The sequence below is a fragment of the Arthrobacter sp. 05T423 genome (assembly GCF_056396245.1).
The window spans coordinates 1-15,242 of the sequence record NZ_JBFTLC010000053.1 but is presented as its reverse complement, the minus strand read 5'-3'; the positions used below and the strand labels follow the sequence as shown (position 1 = coordinate 15,242).

Annotated in this window: 12 protein-coding genes and 2 riboswitches; of the genes, 7 read left to right on the top strand and 5 right to left on the bottom strand. The window is 66.5% G+C overall.

The features are described 5' to 3' along the window. Positions 1 to 2,534, bottom strand: a 2,534-nt coding sequence (gene gcvP, locus AC1DFE_RS23105) for an aminomethyl-transferring glycine dehydrogenase (RefSeq protein WP_476908175.1), incomplete at its 3' end; no start/stop codon positions are given. A 148-nt stretch (positions 2,535 to 2,682) separates the two neighbouring features. Then, positions 2,683 to 2,783, bottom strand: a riboswitch (glycine riboswitch). A 189-nt stretch (positions 2,784 to 2,972) separates the two neighbouring features. Next, positions 2,973 to 3,070: riboswitch (glycine riboswitch) on the top strand. 148 nt (positions 3,071 to 3,218) lie between these two features. Between gcvP and cycA the strand changes: the two genes are divergently transcribed. The 7 genes from cycA to AC1DFE_RS23070 all read left to right on the top strand — a co-directional run bounded on the left by cycA (position 3,219) and on the right by AC1DFE_RS23070 (position 11,483). Then, the gene (gene cycA / locus AC1DFE_RS23100) at positions 3,219 to 4,721 is read left to right on the top strand and encodes a D-serine/D-alanine/glycine transporter (protein ID WP_476908174.1); all 1,503 of its coding nucleotides are present in this window, start codon (positions 3,219 to 3,221) and stop codon (positions 4,719 to 4,721) included. Beyond that, positions 4,718 to 5,647, top strand: a complete 930-nt coding sequence (gene purU, locus AC1DFE_RS23095) for a formyltetrahydrofolate deformylase (protein ID WP_476908173.1) — start codon at positions 4,718 to 4,720, stop codon at positions 5,645 to 5,647. Before cycA ends, purU begins: the two co-directional genes overlap by 4 nt. A 31-nt stretch (positions 5,648 to 5,678) precedes the next feature. Next, positions 5,679 to 6,488: a methylenetetrahydrofolate reductase gene (locus AC1DFE_RS23090; RefSeq protein WP_476908172.1), complete on the top strand. Its 810-nt coding sequence runs from the start codon at positions 5,679 to 5,681 to the stop codon at positions 6,486 to 6,488. 191 nt (positions 6,489 to 6,679) lie between these two features. Further along, positions 6,680 to 8,146, top strand: a complete 1,467-nt coding sequence (locus tag AC1DFE_RS23085; protein WP_476908171.1) for a GntP family permease — start codon at positions 6,680 to 6,682, stop codon at positions 8,144 to 8,146. A gap of 75 nt (positions 8,147 to 8,221) precedes the next feature. Continuing rightward, complete coding sequence (locus AC1DFE_RS23080; protein WP_476908170.1) at positions 8,222 to 9,472, top strand: CaiB/BaiF CoA transferase family protein; 1,251 nt, start codon at positions 8,222 to 8,224, stop codon at positions 9,470 to 9,472. Then, positions 9,469 to 10,491: a beta/alpha barrel domain-containing protein gene (locus tag AC1DFE_RS23075; protein WP_476908169.1), complete on the top strand. Its 1,023-nt coding sequence runs from the start codon at positions 9,469 to 9,471 to the stop codon at positions 10,489 to 10,491. The genes AC1DFE_RS23080 and AC1DFE_RS23075 overlap by 4 nt, the downstream gene beginning before the upstream one ends. 2 nt (positions 10,492 to 10,493) lie before the next feature. Continuing rightward, a complete protein-coding gene (locus AC1DFE_RS23070) occupies positions 10,494 to 11,483 on the top strand; it encodes a 2-hydroxyacid dehydrogenase (RefSeq protein WP_476908168.1) in 990 nt (329 codons plus the stop codon). A gap of 45 nt (positions 11,484 to 11,528) precedes the next feature. Here the strand turns inward: AC1DFE_RS23070 and AC1DFE_RS23065 are convergent, their stop codons facing one another. The 4 genes from AC1DFE_RS23065 to AC1DFE_RS23050 form a co-directional block, all read right to left on the bottom strand. After that, positions 11,529 to 12,320, bottom strand: a complete 792-nt coding sequence (locus tag AC1DFE_RS23065; RefSeq protein ID WP_476908167.1) for an IclR family transcriptional regulator — start codon at positions 12,318 to 12,320, stop codon at positions 11,529 to 11,531. Between the two features lie 88 nt (positions 12,321 to 12,408). After that, the gene (locus AC1DFE_RS23060; RefSeq protein ID WP_476908166.1) at positions 12,409 to 13,698 is read right to left on the bottom strand and encodes an ammonium transporter; all 1,290 of its coding nucleotides are present in this window, start codon (positions 13,696 to 13,698) and stop codon (positions 12,409 to 12,411) included. Between the two features lie 229 nt (positions 13,699 to 13,927). Then, positions 13,928 to 15,100 carry a hypothetical protein gene (locus AC1DFE_RS23055; RefSeq protein ID WP_476908165.1) on the bottom strand — a complete coding sequence of 391 codons (1,173 nt, stop codon included), beginning with the start codon at positions 15,098 to 15,100 and terminating at the stop codon, positions 13,928 to 13,930. Then, a complete protein-coding gene (locus tag AC1DFE_RS23050) occupies positions 15,097 to 15,231 on the bottom strand; it encodes a multicopper oxidase domain-containing protein (protein WP_476907977.1) in 135 nt (44 codons plus the stop codon). The genes AC1DFE_RS23055 and AC1DFE_RS23050 overlap by 4 nt, the downstream gene beginning before the upstream one ends. Positions 15,232 to 15,242 lie beyond the last annotated feature (11 nt).

Sequence of the window (15,242 nt, the reverse complement as noted above, 5' to 3'; positions counted from 1 at the left end):
GCGACCGGGAACGCCAGGGTGGGGGCGTGGAAGCCGTAGTCGATCAGGCGCTTGGCGACGTCCTCGGCGGTCACGCCGGTCCGGGCGGTGAGTTCGCGCAGGTCCAGGATGCACTCGTGTGCCACCAGGCCGCTGTCCCCGGTGTAGAGGACCGGGAAGAACTCATTCAGCCGCGACGCGACGTAGTTCGCTGCCAGCAGGGCCGACTTGGTGGCCTCGGTCAGGCCGCTGCCGCCCATGAGCTTCACGTASGCCCAGGAAATCGGCAGCACGCCCGCCGAACCGAACCGGGAGGCAGAAATGGCCACGCCTGTTGAACCGGCAGAGCCCGCTTCATGCGCGGCCTTGTTCGCATCGCCCGGCATGAACGGGGCAAGGTGCGCCTTCGCCGCGACGGGGCCGACGCCGGGTCCGCCGCCGCCGTGCGGGATGCAGAACGTCTTGTGCAGGTTCAGGTGCGACACGTCGCCGCCAAACTTGCCCGGCTGGGCCAGGCCCACGAGGGCGTTGAGGTTGGCGCCGTCCACATAGACTTGGCCGCCGGCCGCGTGGATGGCGTCGCAGACCTCGCGGACGTCGGCGTCGTACACCCCGTGCGTGGACGGGTAGGTRATCATGATCGCCGAGAGAACGTCCTTGTGCGCCTCGATCTTGGCGTACAGGTCGGCGTGGTCGATCGTGCCGTCGGCAGCGGTGGCCACGACGACCACCTTCATGCCGGCCAGCACGGCCGAGGCCGCGTTGGTGCCGTGCGCAGAAGCCGGGATCAGGCAGACGTTGCGCTGGTCGTCGCCGCGGGACAGGTGGTAGCCGCGGATCGCCAGCAGCCCGGCGAGCTCACCTTGGGAGCCGGCGTTGGGCTGGATGGACACCTGGTCGTACCCGGTGATCTCGGCGAGGTCGGCTTCCAGACCCTCAATGAGTTCGCGCCAGCCCTCGGTCTGGGAGTCCGGGGCGAACGGGTGGATCGAGGCGAACTCCGGCCAGGAGATGGCCTCCATCTCGGCCGTCGCGTTCAGCTTCATGGTGCAGGAACCCAGCGGGATCATGGTCCGGTCCAGCGCCAGGTCACGGTCGGAAAGCTTGCGGATGTAGCGCAGCAGCTGGGTTTCAGAGCGGTGCGTGTTGAACACCGGGTGCTGCAGGTAGCCGGAGGTGCGCAGCACGGCTTCCGGGAGTTCAAATCCCTGCGCGTCACCGACCGGGCCGGCGCCGAAGGCGACGGCCACGGCGGAAAGTGTTGCCGCCGTCGTCGTTTCATCAATGGAAACGCCCACGGTGTCCGCGTCGATGAGGCGCAGGTTGATGCCGCGGGCCTCTGCCGCCGTGATGACCTTGCCGGCCTTGCCGGGCACACGCACGGTGAGGGTATCGAAGAAGGAGTCGCTGACCAGTTCGCGGCCCGCCGTTTTGAGTGCGGTGGCGAGGACGCGGGCGTTGTTGTGGGCGGTCCCGGCGATTGCCTTCAGGCCGTCGGGGCCGTGGTAGACGGCGTAGAAGGACGACACAATGGCCAGCAGCGCCTGGGCGGTGCAGATGTTGGACGTGGCCTTCTCGCGGCGGATGTGCTGCTCGCGGGTCTGCAGCGCCAGGCGGTAGGCGGGGACGCCGGCGTTGTCCTTGGAGACGCCCACGAGGCGGCCGGGCAGTGTGCGCTCCATGCCGGTGCGCACTGCCATGTAGGCCGCGTGCGGGCCGCCGAAGAACAGCGGCACGCCGAAACGCTGCGCGGTTCCGACGGCGATGTCGGCGCCCTGCTCGCCGGGAGGCGTGATCAGGGTCAGGGCGAGCAGGTCGGCCGCCACCGTCACCAGCGCACCGCGCTCCTTGGCGGCGGCGATCGCGCCGGACTGGTCCCACACCCGGCCCGAAACGCCCGGCTGCTGGAGGACGACGCCGTTGATGTCGCCGTCGGGCAGGCCCTGGGAAAGGTCTGCAACCTCGACCTCGAAGCCGAGCGCCTCGGCGCGGCCCAGCACGACGGCGATGGTCTGGGGGAGGCAGTCGGCGTCCAGGACTGTTTTGCCGTCCTTGGCTCCTGCGGCCTTGTTGGCACGGCGCATCAGCAGCACGGCCTCGGCCACGGCGGTCGCTTCATCCAGCAGGGAGGCGTTGGCGACCGGCAGCGCGGTCAGGTCCTGGACCATGGTCTGGAAGTTGAGCAGCGCTTCGAGCCGGCCCTGCGAAATCTCCGGCTGGTACGGGGTGTAGGCGGTGTACCAGGCGGGGGCTTCGAGGACATTGCGGCGGATCACCGGCGGGGTGACGGTGTCGTAGTAGCCTTGGCCGATCATCTGCACGGCGGTCTTGTTCTTCGCGGCCAGGCGGCGGAGCTCGGCCAGGACCTCAACTTCGCTTAGTGCTGCGGTGAGCCGGAGGGCATTGTCCTGGCGGATGGACGCCGGAACGGCGGTATCCACGAGGCCATCGACAGTGTCATAGCCGATGTTCTTGAGCATGGTGTCGATATCGGCCTGGCGCCTGGCGCCGATATGCCGGTCGGCAAACGTTGAAGGAAGAGATTGAATCGTCATGAGGAACTCCAGGTTTGGCCGGCCACGTGTGACACGGCATGGTTTGGGTTCCTCCCCGCTCTGTATTGGACCTGAGAGATTCCGCGGACATGGTTCTCCGCTTGCACCGTCGGTGAGTCCGGTTACCCGGACTGCTTTCCAGAGTTGCCTAGCCGCGGCGGTACGGGGGCCTGAGAGATTCCTGGGGAGGATTTGCTCCTACGGCGCCTGCCCGGTGAATGACAGGGAGGACTCTCCCGCCACGGTTCGAAAGGCTATGAAGATGTGGGGTGATTCGGCTCACAAGTTACCGGACAATTCCGTCCGTGCCAAATCGGAGGTCCCCGTTCGACATTTCTTCGTGACCGAGACCACACTGATCCGGTGGCCAGCGGGTCCGGCCGGCAAACGGCCGCCGTCGACACGCATGATTTTTCTCGACATAACTGAATATGCTTACGATCTGCGGCGGGAGAGCCCTGCCGGTACGTTCAGCAGGCGCCGTAGGAGCAAACCCTCCCCAGGAAACTCTCAGGCCCACGTACCGCCGCGGCGAGGCAACTCTGGAAAGCAGGCAGGCACGTCCTGTCTCACCGACGGTGCAAGCGGACGACCCTGTCCGCGGAATCTCTCAGGTCCCATACAGAGCGGGGAGGAACCGAATCAGTGTGGCCATCCAAGGCCACTTGAACGATGGAGTTCCTTATGACGATTCATCCTCCTGCCTCCCCAACCGGTTCGCCAGCCGCCGAGGCTCCCCGCCTGGAGCGGCAGCTGAGCAACCGGCACATCCAGCTGATCGCCATCGGCGGTGCCATTGGCACGGGCCTGTTCATGGGCTCCGGCAAAACCATTTCCGCGGCCGGGCCGTCCGTGATTTTCGTGTACATGATCATTGGCTTCATGCTGTTTTTCGTCATGCGGGCCATGGGCGAGCTGCTGCTGAGCAATCTCAATTACAAGTCCTTCAGCGACTTCGCCGCTGACCTGCTGGGGCCCTGGGCGGGGTTCTTCACCGGATGGACCTACTGGTTCTGCTGGGTGATTACCGGAATTGCGGACGTCATCGCCATCGCAGGGTACTCCCGTGAGCTCTGGCCGGGACTGCCCCTCTGGATTCCCGGCCTGGCCACCGTCGCCATCCTGCTGCTGCTGAACCTGACCACGGTCAAGGCGTTCGGTGAGACCGAATTCTGGTTTGCCCTCATCAAGATCATTGCAATTGCTGCCCTGATCGTGGTGGGCATGTTCATGATCTTCACCGGTTTCCAGAGCGGCGCCGGGCAGGCAAGCTTCTCTAACTTGTGGAGCCATGGCGGCTTCTTCCCCAACGAATTCATGGGCTTCGTGGCCGGTTTCCAGATTGCCGTGTTCGCCTTTGTGGGCATCGAACTGGTGGGCACTACGGCTGCTGAGGCCAAGAACCCGGAGAAAAACCTTCCCAAGGCCATCAATTCCATCCCGGTCCGCGTGCTGCTTTTCTACGTGGGTGCCCTCATTATCCTGATGTCCGTCACTCCATGGACCCAGTTCGCGGCCGGCCACAGCCCGTTCATTGCGATGTTCTCGCTGGCCGGACTCGGGGCCGCCGCCACGGTGGTCAACCTCGTAGTGCTGACCTCGGCGATGTCCTCGGCCAACTCCGGAATCTACTCCACCTCGCGCATGGTCTACGGCCTGGCCCAGGAAGGCGACGCGCCGTCCGTCTTTGGCAGCCTGTCCCGGCGCAAGGTACCCAGCAACGCCCTGTTCCTGTCCTGCGTGCTGCTGCTCTCCGGAGTGGTGCTCATGTACGCCGGCCAGGACGTCGGCAAGGCGTTCGACATGGTCACCACCGTGTCCGCCGTCTGCTTCGTCTTCGTCTGGTCGATCATCCTCGCCAGCTACATCGCTTTCCGCCGCCGCCGCCCGCACCTGCATACTGCATCGAAGTTCAAGATGCCCGGCGGCATCCCCATGGTGTGGGTGGTCTTCGCGTTCTTCGCCTTTGTGCTGTGGACCCTGACCACCCAGCCCGACACCCTTGCCGCGCTGTTGGTCACACCCGTTTGGTTCATCCTGCTCGGTGCGGCGTGGCTGGTTCTGCGCCGCCGGCCGGCCCACCTCGCCCGCTACGCGGCCTTCCAGGAGGAGCTTCAGGCCGAGGAGACCGCCGCCCGCGAGCATGCGAGCCGGCGTCTCGAGGAGAAGGAAAGTGTCAAGGGATGATCGGGACAGAGGAAAAGCCGACGGCGGCGGGCCAGGCCCGCGGGGCCCGGACTCCGGAGGCCGGCAGGGAGTTTGTGCTGACCTTGCATTGCCCGGATGCCCTGGGAATCGTCCAGTCAGTTGCGGATTTCCTGCTCAAGCAGGAGTGCTACATCGTTGACCTCAAGCAGTTCGGTGACCGGGACGCGGGGCACTTCTTCATGCGGGTCCACTTCGCCTCCACAGGTGATACCGCAGGTGGCACCGCCGCCGTCGAACAGTTGCGGGCCAGCTTCGCGCCGCTGGCAGGGCAATGGCGCATGGACTGGCGCCTGGAGCGCCATGACCGCAAGCAGCGGATCCTGGTGATGGTGTCCAAATACGATCACTGCCTCAACGACCTGCTGGTCCGCGCCCGCAGCGGCGAACTCCCGTTGGAGATCGCGGCAGTGGTGTCCAACCACCCCGACCTGGAAGGGCTCGCGGCCTGGCACGGGGTCCCGTTCCACCACATCCCCGTGACGCCGGAGACCAAGGCCGAAGCCGAGGCCGGGCTCTTTGAGCTGGTGAACGCGTATGACGTTGAACTCGTGGTCCTGGCCCGCTACATGCAGGTCCTCAGCGACTCGGCCACTGCCCGGCTCGCCGGCAGGGCCATCAACATCCACCACTCCTTCCTGCCCAGCTTCAAGGGCGCAAAACCGTATCACCAGGCGTATGAACGCGGTGTGAAAACGATCGGTGCCACCGCCCACTACGTCAACTCAGAGCTCGACGAGGGCCCGATCATCGCGCAGCAAGTGATTGAGGTGGACCACACCTATGCTCCCGCGGATCTGGTGTCCGCGGGCAAGGACGCGGAGTGCAAGGCCCTGACGAATGCTGTGCGCTGGCACGCAGACGGAAGGATCATCCTGTCAGGGAACCGGACGGTCATCCTCCGCTGACAAGCCCATCCGACCAGACCTGGAGCTACCCATGACGAACCACTTGCCTCTGCGCATGGAGATCATTCCCACGGACGGAATCATTCCCAAAGTCCAGGCACATGTTCCTGCCGGATCAGCACTGACCGTGACATGCCTGCCGCACCACGGGGTTAAAACCACCGTGCAGGCATCGGCCCGGCTTGGCCTGCTGGGCTACAAGGTGATCCCGCATCTGGCTGCACGGAGCATCGAGAGCCGCGCCCAGCTGGCGGGCATGCTCCGGGACTGCGAAGCGGCAGGGATCACCGAGGTTTTCGCGATCGGCGGCGATGCTCCGGACGCTGCCGGCCCCTACGGCAACAGCAGCCGGCTCATGGAGGACATTGCCGATCTGACCGGCGGGACCATGGCCATCGGCGTGGCTGGATATCCGGAGGGCCATCCAAAGCACAATGAATTGCACATGCTCGATGCATTGCTGGAGAAGCAGCACCTGGCCTCCACCGTAGTGACCCAGATGTGCTTTTCTGCCGCCAGGATCGGCTGGTACGCCGAACTGCTGCGCCGCGAAGGTGTCGATCTTCCGATCTGGGCGGGCGTGGCCGGGGCCGTCCCGCGGGCCAAGCTGATCGCGCTGGCCACCAAGATCGGGGTCGGGCCATCGCTGAAGTTCCTGAACCGCAAGGGGCCCCTCGCCCGCAGGCTCCTCAACGCCGGCAGCTACTCATCCCGGTCCCTGGTTTCCGAACTTGCAGCCATGGAACCTGCTCTTGCGGGTGTCCACCTCTACACGTTCAACAACGTCGAAACCCAGCCCGCGATGAGCGGGGTGGCAGGGGCAAGCGCGAAAGCCTCTTGAAACAGTAATTTTCAAACGACGCATCGGGCGTCCGGCCGCATGGCCGGACGCCCGATGCGTTTAAAATCATCTGCAAAATCTTGCATTGTGAGCTGGAACCCATAATATGGGAACAGCGAATGTGTCGCCCTCACGACCACACCTGCTCCCAAGCCTTCAGTGCGGAAGGCCCAACGATCGGATTCCCTCTCATGTCAGACATCGCTGTCCTGATCAACACAGCCGTCGCGGTCCTAGCCGCCGTGCTCCTGATTGTCCGTTTCAGGGTGAACCCCGTCATAGCCCTGGTAATAAGCTCCGTGTACCTCGGCCTGGCCGTGGGCCTCGGCGTCGAAAAGACGGTCAAAACCATCACGTCCGGATTCGGCGACATCATGGTGGACGTCGGCCTGCTCATCGCCTTCGGCGTCCTCATGGGCTCCATCCTCAACCAGACCGGTGCCATCCGGCGCCTCGTTGAGCACCTGCTGAACACGTTCGGGCCCAAGCGCCTGCCCTACACCATGGGCCTGGCCATCGGAACGCTGCTGCAGTCCATTTTCCTGGACGTCCTGCTCGTCATCTCGGCCCCGCTGGCCCGAAAGCTGGCACCCAGAATCGGCAAGCTCGGCACGGCACGCATGGCCACCGCCATGGCCATTGCCCTCGAATGCGGCATTGTCTTCACGGTTCCGGGCGTTGCATCGCTCGCCCTGGCAGGCCTCCTCAAAGTCCCGCTGGGCAAGATGCTGCTGTTCGGGCTGCTGCTGGTCATTCCCACCATCATCATCGCCATCGCCATCATGTCGTTCCTCTTCCGCCGCGGCTTCTGGAACGAAGCCAAGGATGAGGACCACACCTTTGTCGCCGAGGAAGACCGGGAGGGCGAAGAGGAAGAGTACGACGGCGGTGCTGGCCACCCCGTTGCCGCCGGTGCCACCGGAGGCCGGCCGGGCTCTATCGGAACCGCGGCCTCCAGCGGAACAAAAGCACAGGCCAGCGGAAACGTTGCCGTGGCCGAACGCGAACCGAAGCAGTTCCCGCTGATCGTCCTGTTCGCGCCGCTGCTGACGTCGCTGCTCCTCATCGGGGCAGGGGCCATCCTGCAGATCCTGAAGGTCGACCTGCCGTGGCTGCAGCTCCTGGGCGAACCGGTGATCGCACTGCTGATCGGCCTGATCGGAACCTGCCTCGTTAGCCGCTCCGCTATCGGGCAGAAGCGCGTCGAGGAGGCCATCGCCGTCGGCTTCAAGGAAAGCGGCCAGATCCTGATCCTCACCGGCGTGGGTGGCTCCCTCGCCGCGACCGTCGCCGTGGCCGGCCTCGGCCACATCCTCGGCGGCTTCTTCTCCGCCAGTACTGTCGCCCCGCTCCTGGTGGTCTGGGCCATCGCGGCCGTACTGCACATCGCCGTCGGCTCCGTGACGCTTTCCGCCATCACCGCCGCGGGCCTGCTGGCCCCCATCGCACCCGTCATCGGCCTGGACCCCGTGCTGCTGGCGTTGTCGGCCGGCGCCGGATCACTGTTCATGGTCCACGTCACCAGCAACACCTTCTGGCTCCTGCAGTCTCTCCTGGGCCAGAGCGTACGGGGTGCCCTGAAATCGGTGACCGTTGGGGTCTCGGTGGCCTCCGTCGTCGCAATCCTCCTAATCCTGCCTATGAGCCTGCTGTTCTAATCGAACCTGAGAGCCCATGTTGAACCTGACAACCCAGCGCGTTCCCGGCCTACGCCCACGAAGGAAGAAGACACCATGACACCACCACGCATCGCGCCCCTGGAAGGCATCCGCGTCCTGGAACTCGGAAACTACATTGCCGCTCCCACGGCCGGGCGGCTCCTCGCTGACTTCGGCGCCGAGGTCATCAAGGTCGAGCGGCCGGGAACCGGCGACGAACTGCGCAACTGGCGGCTGCACAAGGGCGACACCTCCATGCTGTACCGGACCATCAACCGCAACAAGAAGTCCGTCGTCCTGGACCTGCGGACCGAGGCCGGCAAGCAGGCAGTCCTGAAGCTCGCCGCGAAATCGGACATCCTGCTGGAAAACTTCCGGCCGGGCACGCTGGAGAAGTGGGGCCTCGGCCCGGACGTTCTCAATGAGGCCAACCCGGAACTCATCATCACGCGCATCTCCGCCTTCGGGCAGACCGGACCGCTGTCCGAGCGTCCCGGCTTTGCCGCCGTCGCCGAAGCTTACGGCGGGTTCCGCAACCTCGTCGGCGACCCGGACCGTCCGCCCGTACGGGTCGGCGTCTCCATCGGAGACTCCATCGCCGGACTGTACGCCGCGTTTGGCTCCATGATGAGCCTCTACCAGCGGGAGGCCCGACGCCGGGACTCGTCCGGCGCTGTGCCGCTCACTGAGCGCATCATTGACGTGGCGCTGAACGAGGCCATGTTCTCCATGATGGAATCCCTGGTCCCCGACTACCAGGCCTACGGCGTGGACCGGCAGCGCGTCGGCGGCAGGATGGAGGGGATCGCGCCCTCAAACGCCTACATCTGCCGGGACGGGGCCAGCATCGTGGTGGCCGGCAACGGGGACGCCATCTACCAGCGGTACATGCAGACCATCGGCCGCCCCGACCTCGCCGAAGACCCTGCGCTGCAGAGCAATGCCGGCCGGTGGGACCGGCGCGAGGAACTGGACCAGGCCATCGGTGCCTGGACCGCGGCGCTGGATGCGGCCGATGCCCTGGCCGCCCTGGACGCGGCCGGTGTTCCGGCCGGGCCCATCTACACGGCGGCGGACATCAGCACCGACAGCCAGTACGCTGCCCGCAACATGGTCCAGAAATTCGACGTCTCCACCGGCGCGGAGATCCTGCCCGGCGTCGGCTTCCCGGGTATTGTTCCGGTGATCGGCGGCGAATCGCTCCCCATCCGGAACCTCGGCCCGGACCTGGGCGAAAACACGGCAGAAATCCTGGCCGGGCTCCTCGGCATGGACCCGGCGGAGATCAGTGCGGCATCGGGCCGCGAGGAGGCATTCCAGGCATGAACCAGCACCACATCCTGCCTGACCCGGCGCTCGGCTTGGGCGGCGTCATCCTGCGGGACGTCACCCTGCGGGACGGGCTGCAGCTCACGGGGAAGGTCCTGTCCACCGAACGGAAGCTGGAGACGGTCCGGGAACTGTTACGCCTGGGCGTCCCGGCCATCGAGCTGGGCTCCATGGCCCGGCCGGACCTGGTTCCCACCATGGCCAACACCCTGGAAGTGGTCCAGAACCTCAACCCTGAGGAACTGGAAAAGTGCTGGATCTGGGTGGCCACCCCCGGACACGTGGCCAAGGCCGCGGCCGCCGGAGCGCGCAACTTCCAGTACTGCCTCTCGGCGTCGGACTCGCACAACAAGGCGAACATCGGCCGCACCACAGAGGAGAGCCTCGCCGCGCTGCCCCAGGCAGTGGAGTATGCGCAGGCGGTCAACGGGCAGATCCAGCTGTGCATCGCCACGTCCTTCACCTGCCCGTTCGAGGGGACTGTGCCCGAGGAACGGGTCCTGGCGATCGCCAACGACCCCCGGGCGGAGGGAACCTCGGACATCGTCCTCTGCGACACCCTGGGCCAGGCCATCCCCGCGCAGGTGTCCGGCCTCATCCAGCGCGTCCGTGCCGAGTCCCCGGCCCGCCGGATTGGCTACCACGGGCACGACACCTGGGGCCTGGGCGTGGCCAACACCCTCGCCGCTATCCAGGCCGGCGCCGCGATGGTGGACGGCGCGCTCGGCGGACTTGGCGGTTGTCCGTTCGCCCCGGGCGCCAGCGGCAACACGTCCAGCGAGGACATCCTGTTCGCCACCCGGCCCGGCTGGGTGACCCCCGAAACCTTCGCGGACCTCGTGGTCCTCTCCGAGAAGCTGCTGGCCGAGCTCGGCGAACCAAACCGCTCCAAGGCGGCGCAGGGCGCCAGGTCCAAGGCCCCAGCGTTCCGCTGGGTCATCCCGTCGGACAGTCCCGCTGCGCCCGGAACCACGGCACCCTGCACGACAACATCCGGCACGACGGGAAGGAAGTAGGAATGGGCTACAGTTTCCTGGTCACCACCGCGATCCCGGACCCCGGCCTGCAGCTGCTGTCCGACGCCGGAACGGTCACCGTGCTGCCGACCCCTCCCGACTATGACACGCTGGCAGCGCTGTGCGCCTCGGGCGAGTACGACGTTGTCCTCACCCAGCTGCGCGACGTCGTCGATGCCCCGCTACTGGCCAGCGCGCGGGTGAAGGGCGTGTCCAACTTCGCGGTCGGATACAACAACATCGACGTGGACGCCGCCACCCGGCACGGCATCCTGGTGGGCAATACCCCCGGGGTACTGACGGACGCGACGGCGGACATCGCCATGCTGCTCATCCTCGGCACCGCCCGCCGCGTGGTTGAGGCAGACCGGCTGGTCCGTGACGGCAACTTCCACGGCTGGGAACCGGAGCTGCTGCTGGGCCGGGACGTCTCCGGCGCGGTGCTGGGCCTGGCCGGGTTCGGCCGGATCGCCCGAGCCGCCGCCCGCAGGGCGCTCGGCTTCGGGATGGAGGTGCTCTTCGCCCCGCGGCCCCCGGGACACCGGCAGGTCAGCGACGGGGAGCTGGGCGAGTTCGCCGGGAAGGTGCAACAGGTTTCCTGGGATGAGCTGGTGGAACGCAGCGACTTCCTGTCCCTGCATGTGCCGCTCAACGAGCAGACCCGGCACCTGGTGGACCGGGCCGTGCTCGAGCGGATGAAGCCCGATGCCATCCTGATCAACACTGCGCGCGGCCCGGTGGTGGACGAGGCCGCACTCGTCGAGGCGCTTAGGGACCGCGTCATCGCCGGTGCCGGGCTGGACGTGTTCGAGGACGAGCCGCGGCTCGCCCCCGGCCTCGCCGAACTGCCCAACACCGTGCTGCTGCCGCACGTGGGCAGCGCCACCGTGGCGGTCCCCAGCGAGATGGCGCGCCTGAGCGCGCTCAATGCAGTGGCGATCGCCGACGGACGCACCCCGCCGCACCCTGTGAATTCGCTGAACGGGGCATAACCATCCTGCCCTGACGCGCATCGGCCGCCGCTTTCCGGCGGGGCGCTACGCCTCGCCGGGGAACCGGCCGCCAATGAGTCGTGTCATGTGCTCGGCGGTTGCAAGCAGCGGCTCCACCCAGGCCTCACAGGTCTCCAAAGGCATCCGCAGCGTGGGTCCGCTGATGCTCACCGCGCCCACCAGCTCCGCCGCGGAATCGAAAACGGGGGCCGAAAGCCCGGAAGCCCCGTCTTCCCGCTCGCCCACCGTGATGGCAAACCCGTCCGTCCGGGTTTGCTTCACCACGCTCTCCAGATCTTCGGAACTCGTGATCGTGGACTCGGTGATCGGCTCCAGCGGATCCTTCAGGACGGCGTCCATGAGATCGTGATCCCACGCCAGCAGGACCCGGCCCGCCGAGCCTGCGTAGAGCGGAAGCACCTTGCCAAGATGCATCTCCCGGCGCAGCGCATGGCGGGTCTCTGCCATTGCCACGCACACCCGGTAGTGCTGCTCCGCCTTGAAGAAGCAAGCTGTCTCACCTGTGGTCTCACGCAGTGTCTTCAAAAGGGGGCTGAGAACGTCGATGACTTCCATCCCCCGCGTGGCCGGAGCGGCCCAGTACGCCATCCGCATTCCGATGCGGTAGGCGTCTTCCTCCCGGTCCAGGAAGCCTTGGGCGGTCAGGTTCGTGACCAGACGCTGTACCGTGGATGTGGGCATCCCGGTGTACTCCCGGATGTCACTCAGCGACAGCACCGGCCGGGACAGCGAGAAGGCGTCCAGGATCGACGTGATTTTCCCCAGGACAAGCAGGGGATTGCTGCTGGATTTGGCTAAAGCATCGGCTGCCGACATAGGACTCACGCTAGACGGTGGCCCCACCCCGGTCCAATCCTGTGGCCCAACGCCAGGGCAGGTAAACCGAGAGGCGCCCGTCCGCGGCTCAGGACAGGGGTGCGGCGCCCAGGTTCACTGGGTCTTCGTCTGTCAGGTAGGCGAATTCCGAGTGGGCGGCGAGGTCGATGCCGCGAAGTTCGTCCTCTTCGTGGATGCGCAGGCCCATGGCCATGTCCACCACCTTGGCGATCACCCAGGTCAGGCCGAAGGAGTAGACCAGCACGGCAACTGTCGCGATTGACTGGATGCCCAACTGCCGGAGGCCGCCGCCGTACAGCAGGCCGCTGACGCCGTTGGGTGCGCTGCTGGTGGCGAAGATGCCAATCAGGAGCGTACCGATGATGCCGCCCACCAGGTGCACGCCCACCACGTCCAGTGAGTCGTCGAAGCCGAGGCGGAACTTCCATTCGATCGCCAGCGAGCAGACAGCACCGGCGATGGCGCCGATTGCCACGGCGCCCAGCGGACTGACCGCGCCGCAGGCAGGGGTGATGGCCACGAGTGCGGCGACCAGGCCTGAGGCTGCGCCCATGCTGGTGGTGGCCCCATGCCTGATGCGTTCAACGAGTGCCCAGGCGAGCAGGCCCGCGGCGGCGGCCACCGCGGTGTTGAGGAACACCACCGACGCAGCGTGCCCGGCGGACAGCGCAGAGCCCGCGTTGAAGCCGAACCAGCCAATCCAGAGCAGGCCCGCGCCCACCAGCACCAGGGGCCGGCTGTGCGGCTTGGAGTGTTCCATCTTGGGCCAGCCGGTGCTGCGGCCCAGGACCAGCGCCAAGGCGAGGGCGGCGGCGCCGGCGTTCATGTGCACTGCTGTTCCGCCGGCATAGTCGATGGCCTTGATGCCGTTGGCTATCCAGCCGCCTTTCATCGAACCGTCCGCTGAGTCGAACGCGAAGACCCAGTGCGCGATGGGGAAGTAGACCAGCGTGGCCCAGACGCCCGCGAACACCATCCAGGCGCCGAACTTCATCCTGCCGGCGGCCGCACCGGCAACCAGCGCGGTGGTCACGCACGCGAAGAACAGCTGGAAGGCCGTGAACAGCGCCGCCGGCAGGGCGGCGTCGGGATTGTCTTTCAGCATCGGCTCCAGGCCTGCGTACTGCGTGATGTCCCCGATCAGGCCCAGGCCGTTCACCGAATTGCCAAAGGCCATCGAGTACCCGAACAGCGCCCACAGCACGGCCACCAGGCTGGCCCCGCCAAAGCACATCATCATCATGTTCAGGATCCGGCGCGATCCCACCATGCCTCCGTAGAAGAGGGCCAGGGCGGGAATCATCATGCAGACCAGTGCAGAACTTGCGAGGATCCAGGCAACATCTCCAGCGTTCACGTCGAACTCCACTCCAAGAAATCGGTGTGTGGCATTTTGCTGAGACCGGACGAATGCCGTGTGTCCCCACAACATAGAGCGCCGGAATCCCCGGTAGGTTTCGGGCATGTAAATTGCTTGTTACCACTGTTACCGCACACCGCTTTTGCCCGTTGAAACGACGGCGGGGGCCCCTCAGGGCCCGCCGCCGTCGCATCTGTGTTGAGTCGTTCTTATCTGGATGGTGCTCCTAATGGGTAGAGCTGTGAACTGTGTACCCCGAGGTGTCCACGTCTCCCAACCAGCCGGGCACGGCTCCGGCGACGCCCAGGGACCCAATGGCCATGGCGCCCACCACAGCCAGTGCACGGAGGTGCGCCGACGCCGCCTTCCGCCCCTCCGGCCCGCCGGTTCCCCGGCGTTTGGCCCGGAGCAGGACGACGGCGATCACCAGCGTTCCCAGCTCGAGGAGGCTTGCGGCGGCATCTGCCAGGCCAAGGGGCTCGGGCACTCCGGAGTCGGGGCCGAAGGGGAGCCCGGCAGTGCGGGACCACGCCCACAGCACCAGCGGCACGGCCGAGAGGGCCGCAAGGGCAACGAGGACGTTCACGCCAGGCCGTCCCAGCAGCAGGATGCCTCCTGCCACCTCCGCCACCGCCAGGGTCAGGAAGAAGGCGCTGGCCACCACCCAGTGGTCGAGGTGGTCCGGTATGGCGGCGAGGTGGATGGCGGCGCAGCCGAACAGTGCCACCGCCGCCACTATCTGCCTGAGGTCCGTGGCGGCCGTCCGGGCACCATCGGCCCGCATGCGACTGGGGGCCCTCTTCGAGGCCTCCTTCGGCCGGCGGCTGACATCCAGCCTCCCGCCCCGGATTGCCACCGTCCACCCGGTCACCACGACATTGGTGACAACGAGCAGGCCGACGCCGTAGCCAAAGGCAGCCAGCTGAAGCCCGAGGGATGCCTGGTCCAGCTGCTCCGCGGACCCGGCGGTCCTCGCATGGTGCAGGGAACCCATGAGGTCGTGCTGCAGGGCGTAGTCCCAGGCTTCGCTGGCGGCCAGCGTGAGAGTCCCGGCCAGCGTGCCGGCCGCGGCAATCAGCAGGGCTGTGGTGAAGAATGCCTTCTTGCCCGCCAGCGCTGGCCCGAACCACCGCAGCGCCACCGTCACGGCGGCTATAACCGCCAGGACGAACACCGGGAGCAGCAGCGTCGACTCCCGGAGCCAACTCACAAACGGCTCCTGTGTGCGCTCGATGGCCCCCACGGCGCCCCTGAGCGACACCATCCAGAAGCCGTCGGCGTAGGCCATCAGTACTGCCAGGGGCAGGACCGTCCGCCAGGGAACCGCGGGGCGGGCCGGCGCCGAGGCGCCGGTCCCGCTGCTGTTCCAGCTGGCGGTGCCCGCTGGAACCGCTGTCATGGCGTGATCTCCCAGCCGAACATCATGGCGTGGTCCTCGTGTGCCAGGTTGTGGCAGTGTGCCACGTAGGGTCCGACGAAGTCACGGAAGCCGCGGTAGATGATGGTCGACTCGCCAGGATCCAGGGCCACCAGATCCTCAC